The 21,725-nt window shown below is 65.3% G+C and carries 4 protein-coding genes; all 4 read right to left on the bottom strand.

Going from position 1 to position 21,725, the window contains the following annotated elements; translation table 11 throughout:
* Window positions 1-42 precede the first annotated feature (42 nt).
* Window positions 43-13,989: a non-ribosomal peptide synthase/polyketide synthase gene (locus tag FQ664_RS15180; protein WP_144172978.1), complete on the bottom strand. Its 13,947-nt coding sequence runs from the start codon at window positions 13,987-13,989 to the stop codon at window positions 43-45.
* A gap of 64 nt (window positions 13,990-14,053) precedes the next feature.
* Entirely contained in the window at window positions 14,054-17,116 is a 3,063-nt protein-coding gene (locus tag FQ664_RS15175) for a non-ribosomal peptide synthetase (protein ID WP_144172977.1), read from the bottom strand.
* Window positions 17,117-17,219: 103 nt separating this feature from the next.
* Complete coding sequence (locus FQ664_RS15170) at window positions 17,220-18,266, bottom strand: TauD/TfdA family dioxygenase (RefSeq protein WP_144172976.1); 1,047 nt, start codon at window positions 18,264-18,266, stop codon at window positions 17,220-17,222.
* Window positions 18,267-18,283: 17 nt separating this feature from the next.
* Window positions 18,284-21,718, bottom strand: coding sequence for a condensation domain-containing protein (locus tag FQ664_RS15165; protein WP_144172975.1), 3,435 nt, complete (start codon window positions 21,716-21,718; stop codon window positions 18,284-18,286).
* Window positions 21,719-21,725 lie beyond the last annotated feature (7 nt).

Below are 21,725 nucleotides of genomic sequence, written 5' to 3'. Positions count from 1 at the left end.
CCGCAGGCGCGCGGGTTGGCCACCCACGCGCCGCGTCGCCCGCTAGCTTTGGGCATTCGGTTTGGTCTTGAGCTTGCTCAGCAGCTTGTCCAGGGACTTCTGGTTGATACCCTTGGCCAGCGGGAAATCCGATGGCATCAGCGCGCCGGCCTGCGGATCGAGGCAGTGGGCAACCAGTGCCTGCAGGTGCTCCAGCAGGCGAGCGGGCAGGCGGCTGTCGGCGTCCGGCGTGACGCTGTGCCATTCGATATGCAGCACGCCGTTTTCCAGCCAGGCCACCACTTCACGGCCATGGCTCACCCGGTTGGTCGGGTCCACTTCAGCCGGTGCGTTCAGGAGACTGGCGCGCAACCAGCCCTCGGGCGTCTGTTCGTGCCCCAGATAGTTGAACAGCACATCGCCACGGCTTGGCGGCAGCTCGCCACGTTGACGCAACAGCCCATGCCCCAGGCCGTTGCCCGGTGCTGCGCGCAAGGCTTGCTTGGCGTCGCGGACGCGCTCGGCAGGGGCGCCGCTGGATTTCACCCGCAGCGGGAACAGGGTGGTGAACCAGCCTACGGTACGGCTGACGTCCAGGCCGTCGAAGGGCGCATCGCGACCATGACGTTCAAGGTCGACGACGATCTCGGTGCGGTTCTCGGCTTGCGCCAGGGTTGCGGCAAGGGCGGCGATCAGCAGCTCTTCCGGTTGCGTGCGATAAGCGGCGTGGGACTCGGTCAGCCATTGCTGGGTACGCGCGGCATCCCAACGCGCCGACAGGGTCTGGCGCTCGGCGACCGTCGCCATGGGTGTCGGGTTCAAGCCGCTCTGGGCGCTCCAGTAGCGCTGTTCGGCGCCCACCTTGTCGCCGTAGGCGTGCATATGCTCGGCCCATTGGCGGTAGGAGGTGGTTTTTGCCGGCAATACCGGGTTCTCGCCACGCTCCAGGCTTTGATACAGCTGCTGGAAATCCTCCAGCAGCGGCGTCCAGGACACGGCATCGACGACCAGGTGGTGAGCGACCAGATACAGGCGTTGCGGTTGACCTTGCAACAGCGCTGCGGCGAACAGTGGACCGTCCTGCAGGTTCAGGCTCCGAGCGACTTGCTGCAATTGCTCGGGCTGTTCGCACACGGTCAGTCGCGCTGTTTCGACTGGCGCAATGTGTGCCTGCCACTGCCCGTCGTGTTCGGCGAAGCGCAGGCGCAGGGCGTCGTGGTGGGCCACCAGTCGATCCAGGGTGGCCTGCACGATTGCGCCCTCCAGGTGTCGATCACTGTCGGCCAGCACCGACTGGTTCCAGTACGCGGCGTTTGGCTGCTGTTGATCGAAGAACCACCGATGCAACGGCATCAACGGCATGACACCGGTCACGTCACCCTGTTCGGCCAGGGTCAGCAGCGGGCTGGCCACCTGGGCCAAGGCTGCCGGGGTCGGCGAGCGGAACAGGTCTTTTGGTGTCAGCGAATACCCCTGTTCCCGCAGCCGCGAAATCAGCTTCAGGCCGAGGATCGAATCACCGCCCAGGGCGAAGAAGCTGTCCGTGGTCCCGACCTCGCGGCCACTGCTCATCATGTCGCCGAGCAACTCGGCGAACAGTTGGCAGAATATCGTTTCCAGTTCATTGCGCGGCGCGACGCGGGCTTCCTGACATTGCGGCAAAGGCAGGGCGGCAAGGGCCTTGCGGTCGATCTTGCCGTTGGTAGTCAGCGGCAGGGTCGGTACTTCGACCCACACTGCAGGCACCATGTAGGCTGGCAATTGGGCGCCGAGCAGCGTGGCCAGGTCCGCTTGCGCTGCGTTGGCGCTGTAGAACGCGATCAATCGGTTGTCGAGCACCAGGGTGCAGGCACCGGTGATGGCTGGCTGACTGAGCAGCGCGGCATCAATTTCACCCAGCTCGATGCGCTGGCCGCGCAGTTTCACCTGATGGTCGAGGCGGCCGAGGTATTCGATGTTGCCGTCGGCCAGGAAGCGGCAGCGGTCGCCGGTGCGGTACAGGCGGTCACCTTCGATGAACGGGCTGGCGAGGAAGCGTTCCTCGGTCAGGTCCGCACGCTTCAGGTAGCCACGGGCTACGCCGACGCCGCCGATGTACAGTTCGCCGATGCTGCCGATCGGCAGCGGCTGCATGGCCGCGTCGAGGATGTACAGGCGCAGGTTGGCGATCGGTTTGCCGATCGGCACGATCAGGTCATTGACCGAGCAACGCCAGACCGAGACGTCGATGGCCGCTTCGGTCGGGCCGTACAGGTTGACCAGCGCTGCCGGGTGCCGGCTCATGAAGCGGCGCACCAGGTCCGCCGGCAGTGCCTCGCCGCTGGCGAACACCTGGCGCAGGCTGTGGCAGCGGGCCAGGCTTGGCTCTTCGACGAAGGCGCGCAGCATCGATGGCACGAAGTGCAGGGTGGTGACCTGCTCCTGCTGGATCAACTGGCTCAGGTAGGCCGGGTCGCGGTGGCCATCCGGGCGGGCGACCACCAGGGTCGCGCCGGTGATCAGCGGCCAGAAGAACTCCCACACCGACACGTCGAAGCTGTACGGGGTCTTTTGCAGCACACGGTCGTTCGGGCCGATCGGGAAGGCGTCCTGCATCCAGTGGATACGGTTCATCAGGGCGCCGTGTTCGTTCATCACGCCCTTGGGCTGGCCGGTGGAACCGGAGGTGTAGAGCACATAGGCGAGGTCGTTGGCCTCGACGCTCAACGGCTCGCCCGCCGGCGGCTGCGGCAGGGCGTCGAGGGTCCAGGCGTTGTGCCCGGCTGGCAGTTTGGCCAGCCACTGCGCCTGGGCCAGGGTGATGCGCGCGTCGGCGTCCTGGATGAGAAACGCCAGGCGTGCCGCCGGCAGTTCCGGGTCCAGCGGCAGCCAGGCGGCGCCGGCGTGCACGATACCGAGCAGGGCGACGACCATTTCCACCGAGCGCTCCATGCACACCGGCACGATGCTTTCGCGGCCGATGCCTTGGGCACGCAGGGCGCGGGCCAGCCGCTGTGCACGCTGATCCAGCTCGGCATAGCTCAGGCGTTGGCCTTCGAACACCAGTGCCGGGGCATCCGGGGTCAGGGCTGCCTGCTGGCACAGCGCCGTGTGCAGGTTGGTCGGGCCAGGGTAGTGGCGCTCGGTGGCGTTCCAGCGGTCCAGTTGCTGCTGGTCCTGGCGCTGCGGGAACAGCTCCACCAGCGGGCGCTGCGGTGCAGTCACCAGCGCGTCGAGCAGGGCGCACCATTGCGTGCTCCAGCGCTGCATCGTGCACGGGTCGAACAGCGCCGCCTGGTATTCGAGGGCAAGGACCATGTCGCTGCCGTCGTCCTGGACTTCCCAACTCTGTTCGAACTTGGCATCGATAGCCGGCAACGTCTGTTCTTCAATGCTCAGCCCCGGCCATTGGCGGCTGTCCATGCGCCCGTGGTTGAGGGAGAACAGCACCTGGAACAGGGGCGTGCGGTTCAGGTCGCGGCGCTGGGCCACGGCGCCAACCAGGCTGGCGAACGGCAGGTCGGCATGGGCCTGGGCCGCCCGCAGATCGGCTTCCAGGCTGGCCAGCAGGTGTTCGGCCGGTGCCTGCTGGTCGATGTCGCTGCGGACCACCAGGGTGTTCACCAGGCAGGCCAGCAACGTCTGGGTTTGTGGTTGGTCACGCAGGTTTGCCGGGGTGCCGAAGCGAATCTCGCGCTGGCCGCTGTAGCGGGCGAGCAGGGCAGATAAGGCACTGGCCAGCACCACATAGGCCGTGGTGCCGCGCTTGCGGGCGAACTGGCGAATAGCATCGGCGCGTTCGGCACCGAGGCTGACGGTCAGCTGCCCGGCGCGGCGATCCGCTTCGGCCCCGCGCGGGTGGTCCAGAGGCAGGTCAAGTTGGTAGTCATCCTGGCCCAGATGGGCTTTCCAGTAGTCCAGGCTGGCGCTGCGTCGGGCGAGGGTGTCCGGGTGCTGTTGCCAAAGGGCGAAATCGACGTAGTCGATCTCCAGTGCGTTCCAGCCCGGCGCTTGTCCGCGCAGGTTGGCACTGTAGGCCTGGCTCAGTTCGTCGATCAGCAACTGCATGGCCCAGCCGTCGGTGGCGCTGTGGTGCAGGCACAGCAACAAGCGGCTTTCGTCGCTGTCCTGGCGTTGCAGCAAGTGCGCGCGCCAAGGGGCGGCGGCTGCCAGGTCAAAGGGTGCCATCAGGGCAATCTCGGCATCATGGCAGCACGCGTGCCAGTCCGCTGCATTGACGGTCGTGACCGCAAGGCCGGGGCCCTGTTTGTCGATCAACAGCTGCGCCTGGCCGTCGATTTCGACGATGCGGCTGCGCAGTACCAGATGCCGCTGGCTGACCTGTTCGAACGCCTCGCACAAGGCTTGAGGGTTCAGCGCGCCATGCAGGGACAGGGCGAACGGCATGTGGTACTCGCGGGACTCCGGCACCAGACGACTGAGCATCCAGAACCGCTGTTGCGCCAGGCCCAGCGGCAAGCGTTGCGGCCGCGCAGCGGCTGGAATCAGCTCGCCCGCAGGTGCCGCTTGCAGATGCCCGGCCAACGCCGCCACGGTCGGTTGAGCAAACACCAGTGCCAGCGGCAGTGTTGCGCCGAGGCGTTCACGAACACGGGCAACCAGACGGGTTGCCAGCAAGGAGTGTCCACCGAGCTGGAAGAAGTGATCTTCGATACCCACCGAAGGCCGCCCCAGCAGTTCGCTGAACAATTCGCAGAGCACAGTTTCCGCAGCATTGCGCGGAGGGACCTGTGCTCGCTCGCTGCAGGTGTCCGGCAGCGCCGTGGCGGCCAGTGCCTTGCGGTCGAGCTTGCCGTTGCTGTTGAGCGGCAGGCTGTCCAGTTGCACCAGCAGGCTCGGCACCATGTGCGTCGGCAGGTTGTCGCCCAGTGCCACGCGTAGTGCGCCGTCGTCGGCATCACCGCACCAGAAGCTCACCAGACGCTGGTCGAGCAGCAGGGTCGCGGCCTCGCGAACGCCGGACTGATTCAGCAACTCGGCATCGATTTCACCCAGTTCGATGCGCTGGCCGCGCAGTTTCACCTGATGGTCGAGGCGGCCGAGGTATTCGATGTTGCCGTCGGCCAGGAAGCGGCAGCGGTCGCCGGTGCGGTACAGGCGGTCACCTTCGATGAACGGGCTGGCGAGGAAGCGTTCCTCGGTCAGGTCCGCACGCTTCAGGTAGCCACGGGCTACGCCGACGCCGCCGATGTACAGCTCGCCGATGCTACCGATTGGCAGCGGCTGCATGGCCGCGTCGAGGATGTACAGGCGCAGGTTGGCGATCGGTTTGCCGATCGGCACGATCAGGTCATTGACCGAGCAACGCCAGACCGAGACGTCGATGGCCGCTTCGGTCGGGCCGTACAGGTTGACCAGCGCTGCCGGGTGGCGGCTCATGAAGCGGCGCACCAGGTCCGCCGGCAGTGCCTCGCCGCTGGCGAACACCTGGCGCAGGCTATGGCAGTGCGCAAGGCTTGGCTCTTCGACGAAGGCGCGCAGCATCGATGGCACGAAGTGCAGGGTGGTGACCTGCTCCTGCTGGATCAACTGGCTCAGGTAGGCCGGGTCACGGTGGCCATCCGGGCGGGCGACCACCAGGGTCGCGCCGGTGATCAGCGGCCAGAAGAACTCCCACACCGACACGTCGAAGCTGTACGGGGTCTTTTGCAGCACACGGTCGTTCGGGCCGATCGGGAAGGCGTCCTGCATCCAGTGGATACGGTTCATCAGGGCGCCGTGTTCGTTCATCACGCCCTTGGGCTGGCCGGTGGAACCGGAGGTGTAGAGCACATAGGCGAGGTCGTTGGCCTCGACGCTCAACGGCTCGCCCGCCGGCGGCTGCGGCAGGGCGTCGAGGGTCCAGGCGTTGTGCCCGGCTGGCAGTTTGGCCAGCCACTGCGCCTGGGCCAGGGTGATGCGCGCGTCGGCGTCCTCGATGAGGAACGCCAGGCGTGCCGCCGGCAGTTCCGGGTCCAGCGGCAGCCAGGCGGCGCCGGCGTGCACGATACCGAGCAGGGCGACGACCATTTCCACCGAGCGCTCCATGCACACCGGCACGATGCTTTCGCGGCCGATGCCTTGGGCACGCAGGGCGCGGGCCAGCCGCTGTGCACGCTGATCCAGTTCGGCATAGCTCAGGCGTTGGCCTTCGAACACCAGTGCCGGGGCATCCGGGGTCAGGGCTGCCTGCTGGCACAGCGCCGTGTGCAGGTTGGTCGGGCCAGGGTAGTGGCGCTCGGTGGCGTTCCACTCGATCAGTTGCTGCTGACGCTCGGTTGCGGTCAATGGCGACCAGTCACCGATGCGAGTCCGTGGCGCGTCGAGCATGGTTTCCAGCAATTTCTGCCATTGTCCCAGCCAGGCTTTGACCGTGTTTTCGCTGAACAGCGCGGCGCGGTACTCCAGCAGTACGGACAGCACCTCGCCGTCATGCACCTCCCAGTTCAGGTCGTACTTGGTGGACTGCGCCATCACCGCACGTTCATGCACCTGCAACCGCGGCCACTGGCTGGCCGCTGCATCGGCGTTCTGCATCACGAACAACACCTGGAACAGCGGTGTCTGCGCAAGGCTGCGGGATGGGCTCAAGGCCTCGACCACCTGATCGAACGGCACGTCCTGATGCTGCTGCGCATCCAGCACGCGGTCGCGAACCTGGCTGAGCAGGCCTTCGAAGTCCAGGGCTGGGTCAAGGTCGCAGCGCATCACCACGGTATTGACGAAACAACCGACCAGCGGTTGCAATTCGGCCCGCGGACGTTGGGCCACTGGGCTACCGAAGCGCACGTCGCGCTGGTTGGCATGACGCCCCAGCAGCAACTGCGCGGCGCCGAGCAGCAGCATGTAAAGTGTCACGCCACGCTGCCGTGCGAACTGACGCAAGCGTTCGGTCAGTTCTTGCGGCAGTTGCATCCGGAGCGCACCGGCGGCCGGTTCGAGCTGGTTGGGGCGAGCCTGCCGGGTTGGCAGGTCCAGCAGGTAGTCACCATCTTCCAGTTGCGTACGCCAGTAGGCCAATTGCTCGCGGAACAGCGCCTGCTGGCCCAGTTCGCGCTGCCAGAGCGCGTAGTCCGGGTATTGCAGGGTGAGCGCCGGCAACGCTGCAACATCACCCGCGCACCGGGACGCGTAGAACCGTGCCAGTTCATCCAGCAGGATCTGGCTGGACGCGTCGTCGGTGGCGCAGTGATGCACGTTCAGCAGCAGCAGCGCCTGGGCTTGGCCGGCGCGGTGAATCAAGGTGGCACGAACCGGCACCTGTCTGGCCAGGTCGAAGCGGTGGCCGGTCTCGGCGTGGATCGCCTTGTCGGTCAGTTGCTGCCAGGCCTGGTCGTTGTTCGCGCTGAGCGTGGTCAGGTGCAGCTCGACCTCGGCTTGCGGGTCGATGTGCAGGGCCAGCTCACCATCGGCGTCACGGACAATGCGGCTGCGCAGGCTTTCATGGCGTGCGACCACCGCATTCAGTGCAGCTTGCAGGGCTGGCACGTTCAGCTCACCGTCGAACTGCACGGCGCTGACCACGTTGTATTCACCGCCACCGGCGCTCAACTGTTCCAGGAACCACAAGCGCTGCTGCTCGAAAGACAGCGGCAGGCGTGTCGGACGTTGGGCTGTTGTCCAGGTTGTGGCAGGGGCTTGCAGCGGTTCGCCGAGCAGCCCGGCCAGGGCTTCCAGCGTCGGCTGTTCGAACACCGAGCGCAGCGCTGGCACCGTGGCGAACTGTTGGCGCAGACGGGAGAACAGTACCGCCGCCAGCAGCGAGTGGCCGCCCAGGTAGAAGAAGTGGCTATCGCGACCGATCTGCGTCAATGGCACGTTCAGCAGTTCCGACCACAGCGCCGCCAGCTGCCGCTCGGCGAACGTGCGTGGTGGGTCCTGGGCATCTGGCTCGGCCAGGAGATCCGGAGCCGGCAATGCCTTGCGATTGAGTTTGCCGTTGTCGGTCAGGGGCAACGCGTCCAGCACCACGAACGCCGAAGGCACCATGTAGTCGGGCAGGGCAGCACCGATTGCCTTGCGCCAGCCGTCGATATCGGCCTGGGCGTCACAGGTGACGTATGCCACCAGACGCTTGTCGCCGGGCACGTCCTCACGGGCCAGCACCACCGATTGGCGCACACCGGGCTGGGCGCCGATCAGCGCTTCGATTTCCCCCAGTTCCACGCGGAAACCACGGATCTTCACCTGATGGTCCATGCGCCCCAGGTATTCGAGCTGGCCGTCGGGCAGCCAACGTACCAGGTCGCCAGACTTGTACATGCGCGCACCGGGCTGCGGCGAGAAAGGGTCTTCGATGAAGACTTTGGCGGTCTGTTCGGCACGGTTGAGGTAGCCCAGGGTTACACCGGCACCGCCGATGTGCAGCTCCCCCGGAACACCCACTGGCATCGGGTTCAGCCAGGCATCGAGCACGTAGGTGCGCACGTTGGCGATGGGGCGGCCGATGATCGGTCGCGCCGGGAAGTCGCTGACCGCGCAACCGGTGGCGTCCACGGTGCATTCGGTCGGGCCGTAGGTATTGAAGAAACGGCTGCCGGCAATCGACGGCAGGCGTTGCCAGAGCTGTGCGTCCACCGCATCGCCACCGAACAGCACGAAACGCGGCAGGTACACCTCGCCACGGCGCACGCCATCGCTTTCCAGCAAGGCCTTGAGCTGTGCCGGGGTGCATTCGAAAGCGTCCAGGCGGGTCTCGCTGAAGAATTGCGCGAGGGCCTCGGGGTCGTAGCGCACGTCTTCCGGCGTGAGGTACAGGCTGTGGCCGTCGAGCAGCAGAATCAGTTCGGCCACCGAACTGTCGAAGGCGAACGAGTAGTTGAAACTGGTGCGTATCGGCTGGTCGGTGTAACGACGGTACAGGCCATGGATACGCGCCCAGGCCAGGTTGACCACCGAACCGTTGGTGACCAGGGTGCCCTTGGGCTTACCGGTGGAACCGGAGGTGTACATGATGTAGGCCAGGTCATCGGGCCCGGCCAATGGCGGGAGGTTGCTACCCGGCTGATCGGCGAACAGCGCAGCGTCGGTGTCCAGGCGCAGGCGTGGCAGGTCGGCCCCCAGCTGTTCCAACAGCCCTTGCTGACCGAGCAACAGCGCCGGTTGCGCATCTTCGAGCATGTAGGCCAGGCGCTCCACCGGGTAGGTCGGGTCGAGCGGCACATAGGCACCACCGGACTTGAGAATGCCCAGCAGGCCCACCAGCAGCTCCAGCGAGCGCTCGACACACAGGGCCACCGGGCGGTTGGCCACCACGCCTTGCGCGCGCAGGTAATGCGCGACCTGGTTGGCCCGGCGATCGAGCTCGGCGTAACTCAGGCTGCGACCTTCGAAACAGATGGCATCGCGGTCCGGGGTACGTTTGGCCTGTTGTTCGAACAGTTGGGCGAAGGTCCGGTGCTGCGGCACCTCCATCTCGGTGCGGTTCCATTCGACCACGGTGCGCTGCCATTCGTCTGCCATCAGTAGCGGCAGGGCGGCTACGGGGCGCTGCGGCGCGTCGAGCAGCTGTTCCAGCAGGTGTTCCAGGCGGGCCAGGGTTTGCCGGGCGCTGTCGGCGACGAACAGATCGAGGGCGTACATCAACTCCAGCTGGATCGGCGCATTGGCCGGGCACAGCACGTGCAAGTCCAGGTCGCATTCGGACTGTTTGAGCGGAGTATCAAGGGCTTCGAACGCCAGGCCAGGGAAGCGCAGCCGCGATTCCATCGCCAATTGCTGGGCCACCATTACCTGATACAGCGGGGCGTGGCTGAGGCTGCGTGGCAGTTGCAGGCTGTCGACCAGTTGCTCGAATGGCAGGTCTTGATGTTGCAGGCCCTCGCGCAGGCGCTTGGCCACTTGCTCGACCAGTGTGGTGAAATCGGCCTGGGGAGTGAAGTCGGCACGGATCGCCAGGTTGTTCAGCAGGATGCCGAGCAAACCATCGGTGCCGGGTTGTTCACGGTGGGTGACGGGCGTGCCGATCAATACGGTGGCATCGCCGCTCAAACGGTGCATGAGCACGGCGAAGCCGGCGAACAGCACGGTGAACGGGGTGGTGCCGAGGCGGCTGGCAAACGCCTGCACCCGCATGCTGAGGTCGGCACCGAGTTCACGCTGGACGATGCCGGCGCGGTAGCTCTGCACCGAGGGGCGCGCCAGGTCGGTCGGCAGTGCCAGCAACGGGCTGCTTTCGCTGTCGCTGCGGTCCAGGGTGGTGGTCCAGTAGTCGAGTTGACGCTTGAGTTCCGCGCCTTGCAGGTGCTCGCGCTGCCACAGGGCGAAGTCGGCGTACTGCACTGGCAGGGCCGGTAGTTCGGCCGCCTTGCCGGTGCAGCGGGCTTCATAACCCAGGGCCAGTTCGCGCAGGGCAATGGTGGCCGACCAGGCGTCGGAGACCAGGTGGTGCAGGGCGATGCCCAATACGTGCTCGTCTGCCGCCAGGCGCAGCAAGCGTGCACGCAGCAGGGGCGGGTTGCTCAGGTCGAACGGTTGCTCGAAGGTCGCCTGCAGGGCGCGGTACTGCGCGCCTTCGCGGGCGGTGGCCGCCAGGCCGGACAAGTCGTCGAAGGGCAATTCGATGTTCAGCGTCGTGCTGATGTGCTGGCACGGCACGCCGTCGTTGTCGCGGATGCCGGTACGCAGGATTTCATGGCGCGCCAGCAGATCATTGAGGCTGGCGTGCAGTGCTTCTGCATTCAGCTCGCCTTTGAGTTGCAGGGCGAAGGGGATGTTGAACAGCGTGGTACCCGGCGTCAGTTGCTCGATGAACCAAAGGCGCTGTTGCGCGAACGACAGCGGCAACAACGCTGGGCGGGGCTGGGCTTTCGGCCCTTGGCTCGTTGTCGATTGCGGCGCAGCGGCTTCGGCCTGGCGCGCGGCAATCGCCACCGCCAGCAGGGCCACGGTCGGTTGTTCGAACAGCACCCGCAACGGCAGGTCGAGCTTGAAGTGCGCCCGCAGCCGCGCAACGATTTGCGTGGCCAGCAGCGAGTGACCGCCCAGGGTGAAGAAGTTGTCTTCCACCCCGACACTGTCGCGCCCCAGTACCTCGGCCCAGACCTTGGCCACGGCCGTTTCCAGTTCGTTGCGCGGGGCGACGCTTTCGCGGGTGTCGGCCTGCCAGTCCAGCGCGTGGGCGGCCAAGGCCTTGCGGTCGACTTTGCCGTTGCCGTTCAGCGGCAATTTCTCCAGGCAGACGAACGCCGCTGGCACCATGTACGGCGGCAATTGCCCGCGCAAGTGTTCGCCAAGGCTTTCACTGCCCAGCGATTCGTCGTGCGCCGACCAGTAGGCCACCAACCAGGCTTCGCCGACGCCGTTCTCGCGCAGCAGCACCGCGGCTTCGCGCACGTTCGGGTGTTGCGCCAGGCGGTGTTCGATCTCCGTCAGTTCGATGCGGTGGCCCCGCAGCTTGACCTGTTGGTCGCGGCGGCCAAGGTATTCGATCACGCCATCGGCACGCCAGCGACCCAGGTCGCCGGTGCGGTAGATGCGCCCTTCGAGCGCAGGATGGTCGATGAAGGCCTCGGCGGTACGCTGCGGATCGTGCAGGTAGCCACGGCCGACGCCGACGCCTCCCACGCAGATTTCCCCCGCCACGCCGACCGGCACCGGGCGCAGGGCTTCGTCCAGCACATACAGGCGGTTGTTGGCAGTCGGTTGCCCGATGGGCATGTGGCTGACATCGGCATCCGGGGCTTCGAAAATCGGCTGGAAGGCCACATCGTCGGCACACTCGGCGGGGCCATAGGCGTTCATCAGGGTGATGTCGGGAAAACGCGCGAACCAGTCGCGGGCCACGGTCGGCGGCAGAGCTTCACCGGTAGGCAGCACCCAGCGCAGATCAGGCAGTTGCAAGTCGCACGGGCACAAGGCGAGCAAGGTGCGCATCAGGCTCGGGACTATTTCCAGCACGCTCAAGCGCTCACTGGCCAGTACCTGCAACAGGCGCTGTGGGTCGTGGGCCACTTCATCGGGGAGAATCTGTACGGTCGCACCCAGCACCGGTGCGGCGAGGAACTGCCACACCGAGATGTCGAAGGCCACCGAGGCGGTCTGCGGGATGCGGTCGTCGGCGTTCAGGCCAAGGGCCGGCACCTTGCCGAAGATATTGTTGAGCATGCCCCGCTGTTCGATCATCACGCCCTTTGGCGTGCCGGTCGAGCCCGAGGTGAACAGCACGTAGGCCAGGCTGTCCGGGCTACCGAGCAGCGGCAGCGGTGCGTCGTTGCCAGCTTGCCAGCAGGTTTCGGCGAACAAGGCCTGCGGCGCCTGTTCCATGCCGCTGAGCAGCGGGTCGAGCAGCCCGCTGCAGGTTTCACTGACCACCAGCAGAGGCGCGCGGGACAGCCGGAGAATTTCCCGCAGGCGCTCCGGCGGATGGTTGACCTCCAGCGGCAGCATCGCGGCACCGGCCTTGAACACGGCGATCATCATGGTCAGCAATGGCAGGCCGCGAGGGGCGGCCAATGCGACCAGTCGGTCTGCGCCGGCACCGGCGTCCCGCAGAGCATGAGCCAGACGAGTCGAGTGACGATCCAGTTCGGCGTAGGTCAGGGACTGGCCCTCGCAGATCGCGGCCACCTGATCGCCGCGCTGGGCGACCTGCTTGGCGAATAGCTGGGCGTAGCTTTGCTCCAGCGGAAAATCATGGAGGTTTACCGCCCATGCACCCAACAGTTGCTGGCGTTCTTCGCCAGCCAGCAGCTCGAAGCTGCCCAGTGTGGCGTCTGGCGTGTCGAGCATGCCACGCACCAGGCAGGCCAGGTGGCCGAGCAGGCGCTGCACGGTCGCTGCGTCGAAACGCTCGCGGTCATAGGACACGCGGATGCCCAGTTCCGCTTCCGGCAGGATCACCACCGTCAGGCCGTAGTGGGTGTGCACGCTGTGGTCCATGCCATCGAGGCTGAACTGGAAACCGCCCTGCAGAATCTGCTCGTCGATCGGGGCGTTCTCGAATACCAGAATGCTGTCGAACAGGGTTTCGCCCCGGGGGAAATCACTCCAGCCCTGGATGTCGGTCAGCGGCGTGTGCTCATAGTCGCGCATGTCGACGTTCAGCCCCTGCAGCTCGCCCAGCCACTGGCCGAGGGGCGCTGCGGGGTCCACCGAGACCCGCAGCGGCAAGGTGTTGATGAACAGGCCGATCATTTCCGCCACGCCGGTCAGCTCCGCTGGGCGCCCGGCCACGGTGACGCCGAACAGCACGTCGCGCTGCCCGCTGTAGCGGGACAACAGCAGCGACCAGGCGCCCTGGAAGAAGGTGTTCGGGGTGATCCGCTTGCTGCGGCAGAAGGTCGCCAGCGCCTGGGTTTCCTGTTCGCTCAGTCGAACCAGTTGATCGTCCACCAGTACCGCATCGGTGTAGCGGTCGCGGGTCACGCCGTTGTCCACGGTCAGTGGTGTCGGCGCATCGAGGCCCTGCAACTGGCGGCGCCAGAATTGTTCGGCCTTGCTCGCGTCCTGGCGTTGCAGCCACTGGATGTAGTCGCGGAACGGCCTCGGGGCCTTGAGTTGCGGGGTGCGGTCGTTGCACAGCGCTTCGTAGACCTTGAGAAAGTCCACGGTCACCAACGAGATGCACCAGGCATCCATCAGGATGTGGTGGAAGCTGCGGATGAATTCGTAGGACTCGTCGCCCAAGCGCACCAGGCGGAAGCGGATCAGCGGCGGCTTCGACAGGTTGAAGCCGACCTTCTGCTCGTCCGCCAGCAGCGTGCGGATCCGCGCTTCCTGTTGGTCGGGGGCCAGGCCGCGCAGATCGAGGGTGTCCAGCGGCACCTTGACCTCGCGATGGATCACCTGCACCGGTTGTTTCTGGGTTTTCCACTGGAAGCTCGCACGCAGGGAAGGGTGCAGCGCCACCACTTGACGCCAGGACTCGAGGAAAGCTGCTTCGTCGATGGCTCCGCCGATGCGATAGCGATCCTGCATCAGGTAAACGCCGGAGTCTTCATGCAGCAGCGAGTGGAACAGCATGCCTTGTTGCAGCGGCGACAGTGGGTAGATGTCTTCGATCGGATTGCTGTTGTTCTTTTCGGTGGTCATCAAAAACGTCCTGCGGAAAAAGGGGCGACGGCGCAGCGAGTGGTGCGTGGCGCAGCGGGGCCAATCAAAATTCGTTTTCGTCCAGCTCGGCCATGAGCGCCTGCATTTCGTCATCGGACAGGCCCGAGGCGCTGAACGCGGTACTCTGGGCCTGCGCTTGCACGTCGTGCGCAGACAGCGGCCGGGCGACTTCGGCCATGGCGGCGATGGTCTGGCCATCGAACACGTGCTTGGCGGACAGGGCGATACCCTGCTCGTGGGCCTGGGCCACCACTTGCAGGCTGAGAATCGAGTCGCCGCCGATGGCGAAGAAGTTCTCGGTGACGCTCACGCTCTCACGCTTCAGGACCTTGGCGACAATGGCTTGCAGGGCGCTTTCCATGGCGTTGCGCGGGGCTACATGGGCGCTCTGGTCAAGCTGGTCGGGGTCTGGCAACTGGCCCAGGTCGAGCTTGCCGTTGGGGGTTCGCGGGAAGGCCGGCAGGGTCAGCACCCGAGCCGGCACCATGTAGGACGGCAGGCGTTCGCCGAGGAAGCCCTTGATCGCTTCCGAGTCCGGCGCATAACCGTGGGTCGCCAGCACATAGGCCAGCAGACGCTTGCCGGCGGCGTGTTCCTGCACGATCACCGCGGCTTCGCGCACGTCGCTGTGGCTGCACAGTTGCCGTTCGATTTCACCCAGTTCGATGCGGTAACCGCGCAACTTGACCTGATGGTCCTTGCGCCCGAGGAAGGCCAGGCGCCCGTCCGCCAGCCAGCAGGCCAGGTCGCCGGTGCGGTAGGCGCGGGTGCCGCAGGCCAGGGTGACGAAGGCCTTGGCGGTTTCTTCTGGTTTGTTGCGGTAGCCCCTGGCCAGGGTCGGGCCGGCGAGGACGATCTCGCCCGGCTCGCCGACACCGCAGGCAACGCCGTTTTCGTTGAGTACGCGCAGGTCCATGCCTGCAATTGGCCGGCCGATGGTCAGTGCACGGCCCGGCTCCAGTACCTCATGACTGGCCCAGACCGTGGCTTCGGTAGGGCCGTATTCATTGACCAGCTGCGCGCCGGGCAAGGCGTGGCTGTGCTGGGTGACCAAGGCCGGCGGGCAGGCTTCGCCGGCAACGATCCAGCATTCCAGGCTGGCGGTGTCGGCGTTGCGTTGCAGTTGATCGAGCAACGCTTGATACAGCGATGGCAACGACAGGCCGTGGCTGACTCGATGCTGTGCAATCAATTGTGCCAGGCGCGGCATATCAAGTTCTTCGCCGGTGGCCGGCAATACCAGGCGACCGCCTTGGGCCAGGGTCCAGAAAATTCCCGCCACCGAGCTGTCGAAGGCGAACGACGACAGCAGCAGGTAGGCGCGAACCGGCGTGGCGTAGGTGGCCATGCGTACTTGGGTCGAGAAGCTCAGGGCAGCGTGGCTGATTTCCACGGCCTTCGGCGCGCCGGTAGAGCCGGAGGTATAGATCAGATAGGCCAGGTCGTCCGCCTGCGGCATCGGCAGCACAGGCAGACTGCTCGTGTTGGGCACGCTGAGGTCATCCAGCACGAAGCGTTGCAGGCTGGCTGGCACGCTGTCGGCCAGTTCGGCGCTGACCACGATATGGGCAATGGCGCTGTCGGCCAGCATGTAGGCGCGGCGGTCCGCCGGATAGGTCGGGTCGACCGGCACGTAGGCACCACCGGCCTTCAACACCGCGAGCAGGGCGACAATGGCGGCATTGCCCCGCGGGAACAGGATACCCACGGGTACACCGGCGGCGATTCCGGCCTGGCGCAGTCGATGGGCCAGGTGCGTGGCACAGGCGTCGAGGGCGGCATAGCTCAGGTCGCCATCCTTGTCGCTCAGGGCGATGGCATTCGGCTGTTGCTGCACCTGGCGGGTAATCAACTCCACCAGCGTCACCGGTTCGACCGCAGGCGAGGTCGGAGCGTTGTCAATGGTCTGCAGTTGCAGCGCACCAGTCAGCGGCAGGTGCATCCAACTGAGTTGCGGCTCGGCCAGCGCGCCTTGCAGCACTTGCAACCATTGTTCCCCCAGGCAAGCGGCGGCATTGGCGCTCAGGGTGTGGCGGTCATAAACGAGGTGGGCCTGAACGGCGCCTGGGGCCTGGTGCACGTTCAGGCAGGCTTTCACCGGGGCCAACACGGCGCTGGCATGGCGCTCCCTGGCATTGGCCTGGCGCCAGGCGAAGCCATAGCCGCCATTGAGGTCGTGGCTGTAGTAGTCCTGCCAACCGGCACTGAGTTCGACGCTGGCGGCGACCGCTGTGCTTTGTTCCAGCAGGGTGGCTTGCGGGTCCAGGTCAAAGCGTACCGGCAGGCTTTGTTCGAACCGGCCAAGGGCGTTTTCCAGTTCTGGGCCGCGGCTTTCATGGACCACCGTCAGCGCCACCTGTTGTTGCCCGGCCAGGCGGCTGAGCAGGGCGGCCCAGGCGGTCAGCATCAGGTTCGGGGTCAGGGCCGGATGGGCGGCGAGGCTCGGCGGCAGCTGCAGATCTACGCGCTCCGGGGCAAAACCCTGGCCCGAAGTGGACTCCAGCGGCAGCTGCAGGGTCGTTTGTTCACCTTGCGCCAGGGCTTTCCAGAAATTCACCCCCGGATGGTCGGGCTCGTCTTCGCTGAGGCTCCAGCGCCATTCGGCATAGTCTGCGTATTGCAGGGCCTCGGTCAGCGCGGGGAGTTCGTCCTGCAGCAATGCTGCCGCCAGCAGTTTCAGGCTACCCAGGTCGAAGTGGCTGCTGGCCCCGGCCAGATCGAGCACGGATTGGGTGTCCGACAGTTGCACTAGCGTGATTGCCAGCGGCAGCGTCCAGTCGCGAGGTTGCGTGGTCAGTTGGCTCAGCGCGGCGTCCTGCTGGCCCTGGTCGAGTGTACGCAGGTCCTTCACCGCAATCGGCAGCTCAATGCTGTCGTCAATCACCTGCACCGGGAAGCGCAGGCCAGGTACAGGCACCAATCGGGTGCGCAGGATTTCACTGTCTGCGATCAGGGCATTCAGGCGTTGGCTCAGCAGGTCGGCGGTCACGAGTGAGGCAACCGACCACTGCAAACGGCAGCTCAACGGGTGCTCGGTGGTGCCGTTGGTGTGCTGATAAACTGACGCCTGCTGTGGCGAGATACGAAAACCTTGGAGTCCGCTCATGTTCAACTCGACTGGAAAGGGTGGCTTGAACCTGGGTGCAGACAGCCGCGCAGACCCACTGAAAAGAGTCAGGCGTGTTCAACTGAGGGCACCTGTTGAAAAATCAGACGGCGACGTCACTCGACAGCAGGGCTTGCGCCATGCCGGTCATGATCGCGCGCTTGCCGGTGAAGGGTTCGCGACCGTGTACCGCGAGCATGTTGTCGATAAACAGCACGTCGCCTTGCTGCCAGCTGAACCGCACCAGCGAATCGAGGTACGCGGCCCGTAGTGCTTCCAGCACGTGCGGCTCGATAGCTTCGCCGTCGCCATAGAAGGTGTTGGTCGGCAGGTCGAGATCGCCGAAGTTGCTTTGCAGCGAGTCGCGAATCGCCGGTGGCAGGGTGCTGATATGGAAGAAGGTGGCGTGGTTGAACCACACCTCTTCACCGGTCTGCGGGTGTCGGACCACGGCGGGCCCGCGTTGACGGGTGCGCAGGCGGTTGTTGTCCTTCCATTCCACTTCGATGCCGACGCTTTTGCAGTAGGTTTCCACTTCGGCACGGTCTTCGGACTGGAACACGCTTTGCCAGGGCAGGCCAAAGCCGTCACCGTAGTTGCGTATATACATCACGCCTTTTTCCCGGAAGCGTGCCTCGATCTCAGGGCTGATGCAGGCCTTCACCGAGCGGGTAGAGCCTATCGGGGTTTCGCCGCCGGTCTCGGACGGAAGGTGACAATAAAAGAACAGGCGCAGCGGAAAACGTGGCGAGTACGAATGCTCGTTGTGCGGAAAAATCATCTGGTCGGCCGGGTAGTCGGTCGAGGTGTAGATATTGCCGCCAACCCGTGTACGCGGCGAGGCGCGGAACATGTATTCCAGGGCGCCGGGGGAGAGCGCGGCAATCACTTGATCGAACTGTTCCACCGATTGCACGGAGAATCCGCGAAACAGCAGGGCGCCGTACTGCAACAGCTTGTTTTCGAGGTTTTCGCGTTCGCTGGCCGCCCAGGTAACCAGGTCGACACCCGCAACTGCCGGTTCAATCACCAGCGGCAGCGCGTGGTCCGGGCTCAGCAGCCGCTCGCTGACCAGTTGCCGTTCCGAGACGTTCATGGCTTTGCGACGCACGCCGCCGAGGGCGCGAGACGGTGGGGGCACGATAGACATAAAGGCATCCAACTCGGTTAGAGGGGCATTGAGCGACGTTTGGTCTGCAGCATCTGGCTGCGCGCGGCCGAGGCCCGGGACTGCTGGCGTTCGCGCTGGAACGCCTGGTCCCAGGCGTCGAGGCGCTCTGCTACGACATGCAGCGACTGGTCGAGCAGACCGCGGCTGTCGTCGAGCAGGCGGGTCCACAGATGTTGCAGGCGCAGGGCGCGGTCCTGGTCGAAATACTCGCCACGGAACTTCAGGTTCGCATCAATACCGGCGCTGGCGTGGGTCAGGTCCAGCACCAGATGGAAATCGCCCGGTGCCTGCGCCACGTCCAGCGAGGTCATGTGCGCACCGGCGATTTCGGCCGGGTTCACTCGCGATGGCTGGTAGTTGAGCTTGACCTGGAACAGTGGCGAATGACCGGCGCGGCGTTGCGGAGCCAGGGCCGAGACCACCAGATCGAACGGCAGGCCCTGATGGGCATAGGCCAGTCGAGCCTGATCGCGGACTTGCCCGAGGAAGTCGGCCAGGGTGGCTTCCGTGCGCAGGTCACAGCGCAGGGTCAGCTGGTTGACGAAGAAGCCGATCACCTCGTTATGGGCAGCCAGAGGCCGGCCACTGACGTCGGTGCCCAACAAGAATTGCTGCTGGCCACCCAATTGTCGGATCACCAGTTGATAGCTGGCCAGCAACAGCATGAACAGGGTCATGCCGTGTTCGCGGGCCAATACGGTCAACGCTTCGCAGTTGGCCTGGGGCAGGCCGAAGGTGAGGCTGTGTTCGCCCGCGCCTTGGCCACTGCCACCCAGGGCAAGGGTTTGCGGCATGCCCGCCAGATGCTCGCACCAGAACTGTTGCTCGGTAGCGATGCGTTCGGCGCTCCAGTGAGCGGCCTCCCAGCGGGCGAAGTCCTGGTACTGCAGCGGACGTTCGCTGGCATTGGAGCCGGCCAGTTCCGCCAACAGCAATTGCGCCGAGTGCCCGTCGAAGGCGATGTGATGCAGGGTCAGCAGTAGGTCGTGCTGTTGATCGTCGCGGCTGAGTAGTTGCGCGCGCAGCACTGGGCCGTTTTGCAGATCGACCGGGGTCGCATGTTCTTCGGCCAGGCGCTCGCTGAGCGCTTGTTGCTGCACGTCGGTGGGGTGGTCGCGCAGGTCGTGCCAGGTGAGCGGCACCGCTGCTGGCGGAAGCATGCGCTGCTGGGGGCCGTCGACGCCATCGTGATACACCGAGCGCAGCACGCTGTGACGATCGATCAGGGCATTGAGGCGCGAGGCCAATGCCTCAATGTCCAGCGCACCTTGCAGGCGCAAATGCAGCACCAGGTTGTGACGGGTGTCGGTGGGATCGAGCTGGCGCAGGAACCACAGGCGACTCTGCGCGAAAGACTGCCGGCCCTGGTGTTGATCGACGTTGAAGTCCTGGCGGGGAGCCATGGGCTCCGCTGCAGGGGCCCCGAGGAATTCCAGCAGCGCCTGCGCCCACTCCCCCAAGGTTTGCTCGCCAAACAGACTTTGCGTATCGAGTTCGAAGCCCAGCTCCTGATGCAGTCGGGCGGCGAAGTCGGCGACGCTGATGGAATCCAGGCCCAGGCCGATCAGGCTCAGGTCGAAGTCCACCGCAAGGTAGGGATTCACCTCGCGCAGGGTTTGCTCGAGCCACTGGCGGCAGGCGAGCAGGGCGCCTGCTTCACCTTGAGTAACCTGCTTCAGCAGTTGCGTGCGTTCGATCGACTCGCCGTTGGCCGTGCTCTGCCCGCCGAACTGGGCAATGATGCTCAAGGTGCCTGCGGCCAATTGCTTGCGTGCACCTTGACGGGCGATCTTGCCGCTGGTGGTCATGGGAATGGTCCCGGCTTCCACCAGCACGATCTGGTCGATGCCGCAATCAGCAGCTTCGCGCACGGCGTTCTGTATCGATGCGAACAGCTCTGGATGACGCGTGGGGTCAACGAATTTGCGCTGGGGTTCGGCGACGATCACCAGCTTCTCGCGGCCCAGCCTGGGGTCCATCTCGGAGAAGGCGGCGATGCGCCCGGTGCGGATACCCGGCTCGGCATCGGTGATGGCGAATTCGATGTCATGGGGATACAGGTTGCGTCCGTTGAGGATCAGCAAATCCTTGACCCGACCGCAAATCACCACCTGGCCTTCGTGCATGAACCCCAGGTCGCCGGAGCGCAGGTAATGGCCGTGTTCGCCAACGATACTGGCCTGGAAGGCCTCGCGACTGGCTTCGGGATTCTTCCAGTAGGCTTCGGCATTGCTCGGGCCTTGCAGCCAGACTTCGCCAACCTGGTCGGCGGCGCAGCGTTCGTGGTTGTGTGGATTGACGATGGCAATGCCGTGCAAGGCTTGCGGATAACCGCAGGCGACAAATTCCACTGCCGGGGCCTGGTCTGCCGCCAGGGCCACGCGACCGGTTTCCAGGACCGCCTTGTCCAGGCGCAGCACCACCGGCAATGCATCGGCCGGCGTGGCGCTGACACACAGGGTCGCTTCGGCCTGGCCATAGCCGGGGCTGATTGCCAGTGGACTCAGACCACAGGCGGCAAAGCGTTGGGCGAATGTCTCGAGGGTGCCGGGGTGAATCGGCTCGGCGCCGTTGATCGCGTGTTGCCAGGCGCTCAGGTCGAGTTGCGCGATCAGGTTGTCGCTGACCACTCGGTTGCACAGGGCGTAGGCGAAATTCGGGGCGAAGCTGGCAGTGGCGCGATAACGGCTCAACGCCTGAAGCCAGGTGGAGGGTGCATTGACGAAAGTCTGCGAGGCGATCAGATAGCAGGGCATGCCGCTATAGAGCGGCGCCAGCATTCCGCCGATCAGGCCCATGTCGTGGTACAGCGGCAGCCAGTTGACCATGGCGCCGTGCTCATCGAAGCCGTAGGCCTGGCGCATCAGTTCGACGTTGGCGATCAGATTGCGCTGGCGCACTTCGACGCCCTTTGGCGTGCCGGTGGAGCCTGAAGTGTATTGCAGGAAGGCCACGGTCGCGCCGTCGATATCCGGGCGTACCCACTGGCTGGCGGGTGGGGTGCCGAGCGCTTCGACCGTCGATACATCGACTCGGCCTTCGACCAGTTCACGCAGGTTCTCACCATGTTCGGCCGGGGCGAGGATCAATGCAGGTTCGGCATCCACCACCACATTCCGCACGCGGTCCAGGTGACGGGGTTTGCGCGAGGGCGGCGGAAACAGTGGTACGGCAATCAGCCCGGCATACTGGCAGGCGCAGAAGGCACGGGCGTAGTCGAGGCTGCTGGGCAGCATCAACAGCACACGATCACCCGGCACGTAACGCGCCTGTAGCGCGGCGGCCAGGGACTGGCTTTGCTCGTGCAACTGGGCAAAAGTCAGGCTTTCACCGATCTCGACGCCATCCGGCAAGAAGTGCAGGGCAGGCCGCTGTGGAAAATACCGGGCGTTGGTTTCCAGCACTTCGATCCAGTGTTTGAAAGAAGACATGTGCAAT

The organism is Pseudomonas persica (genome assembly GCF_900291015.1).
In the GTDB taxonomy this organism is placed as follows: Bacteria; Pseudomonadota; Gammaproteobacteria; order Pseudomonadales; family Pseudomonadaceae; genus Aquipseudomonas.
The sequence above is the reverse complement of the archived record's forward strand: the minus strand, read 5'-3'. Positions and strand labels throughout refer to the sequence as shown.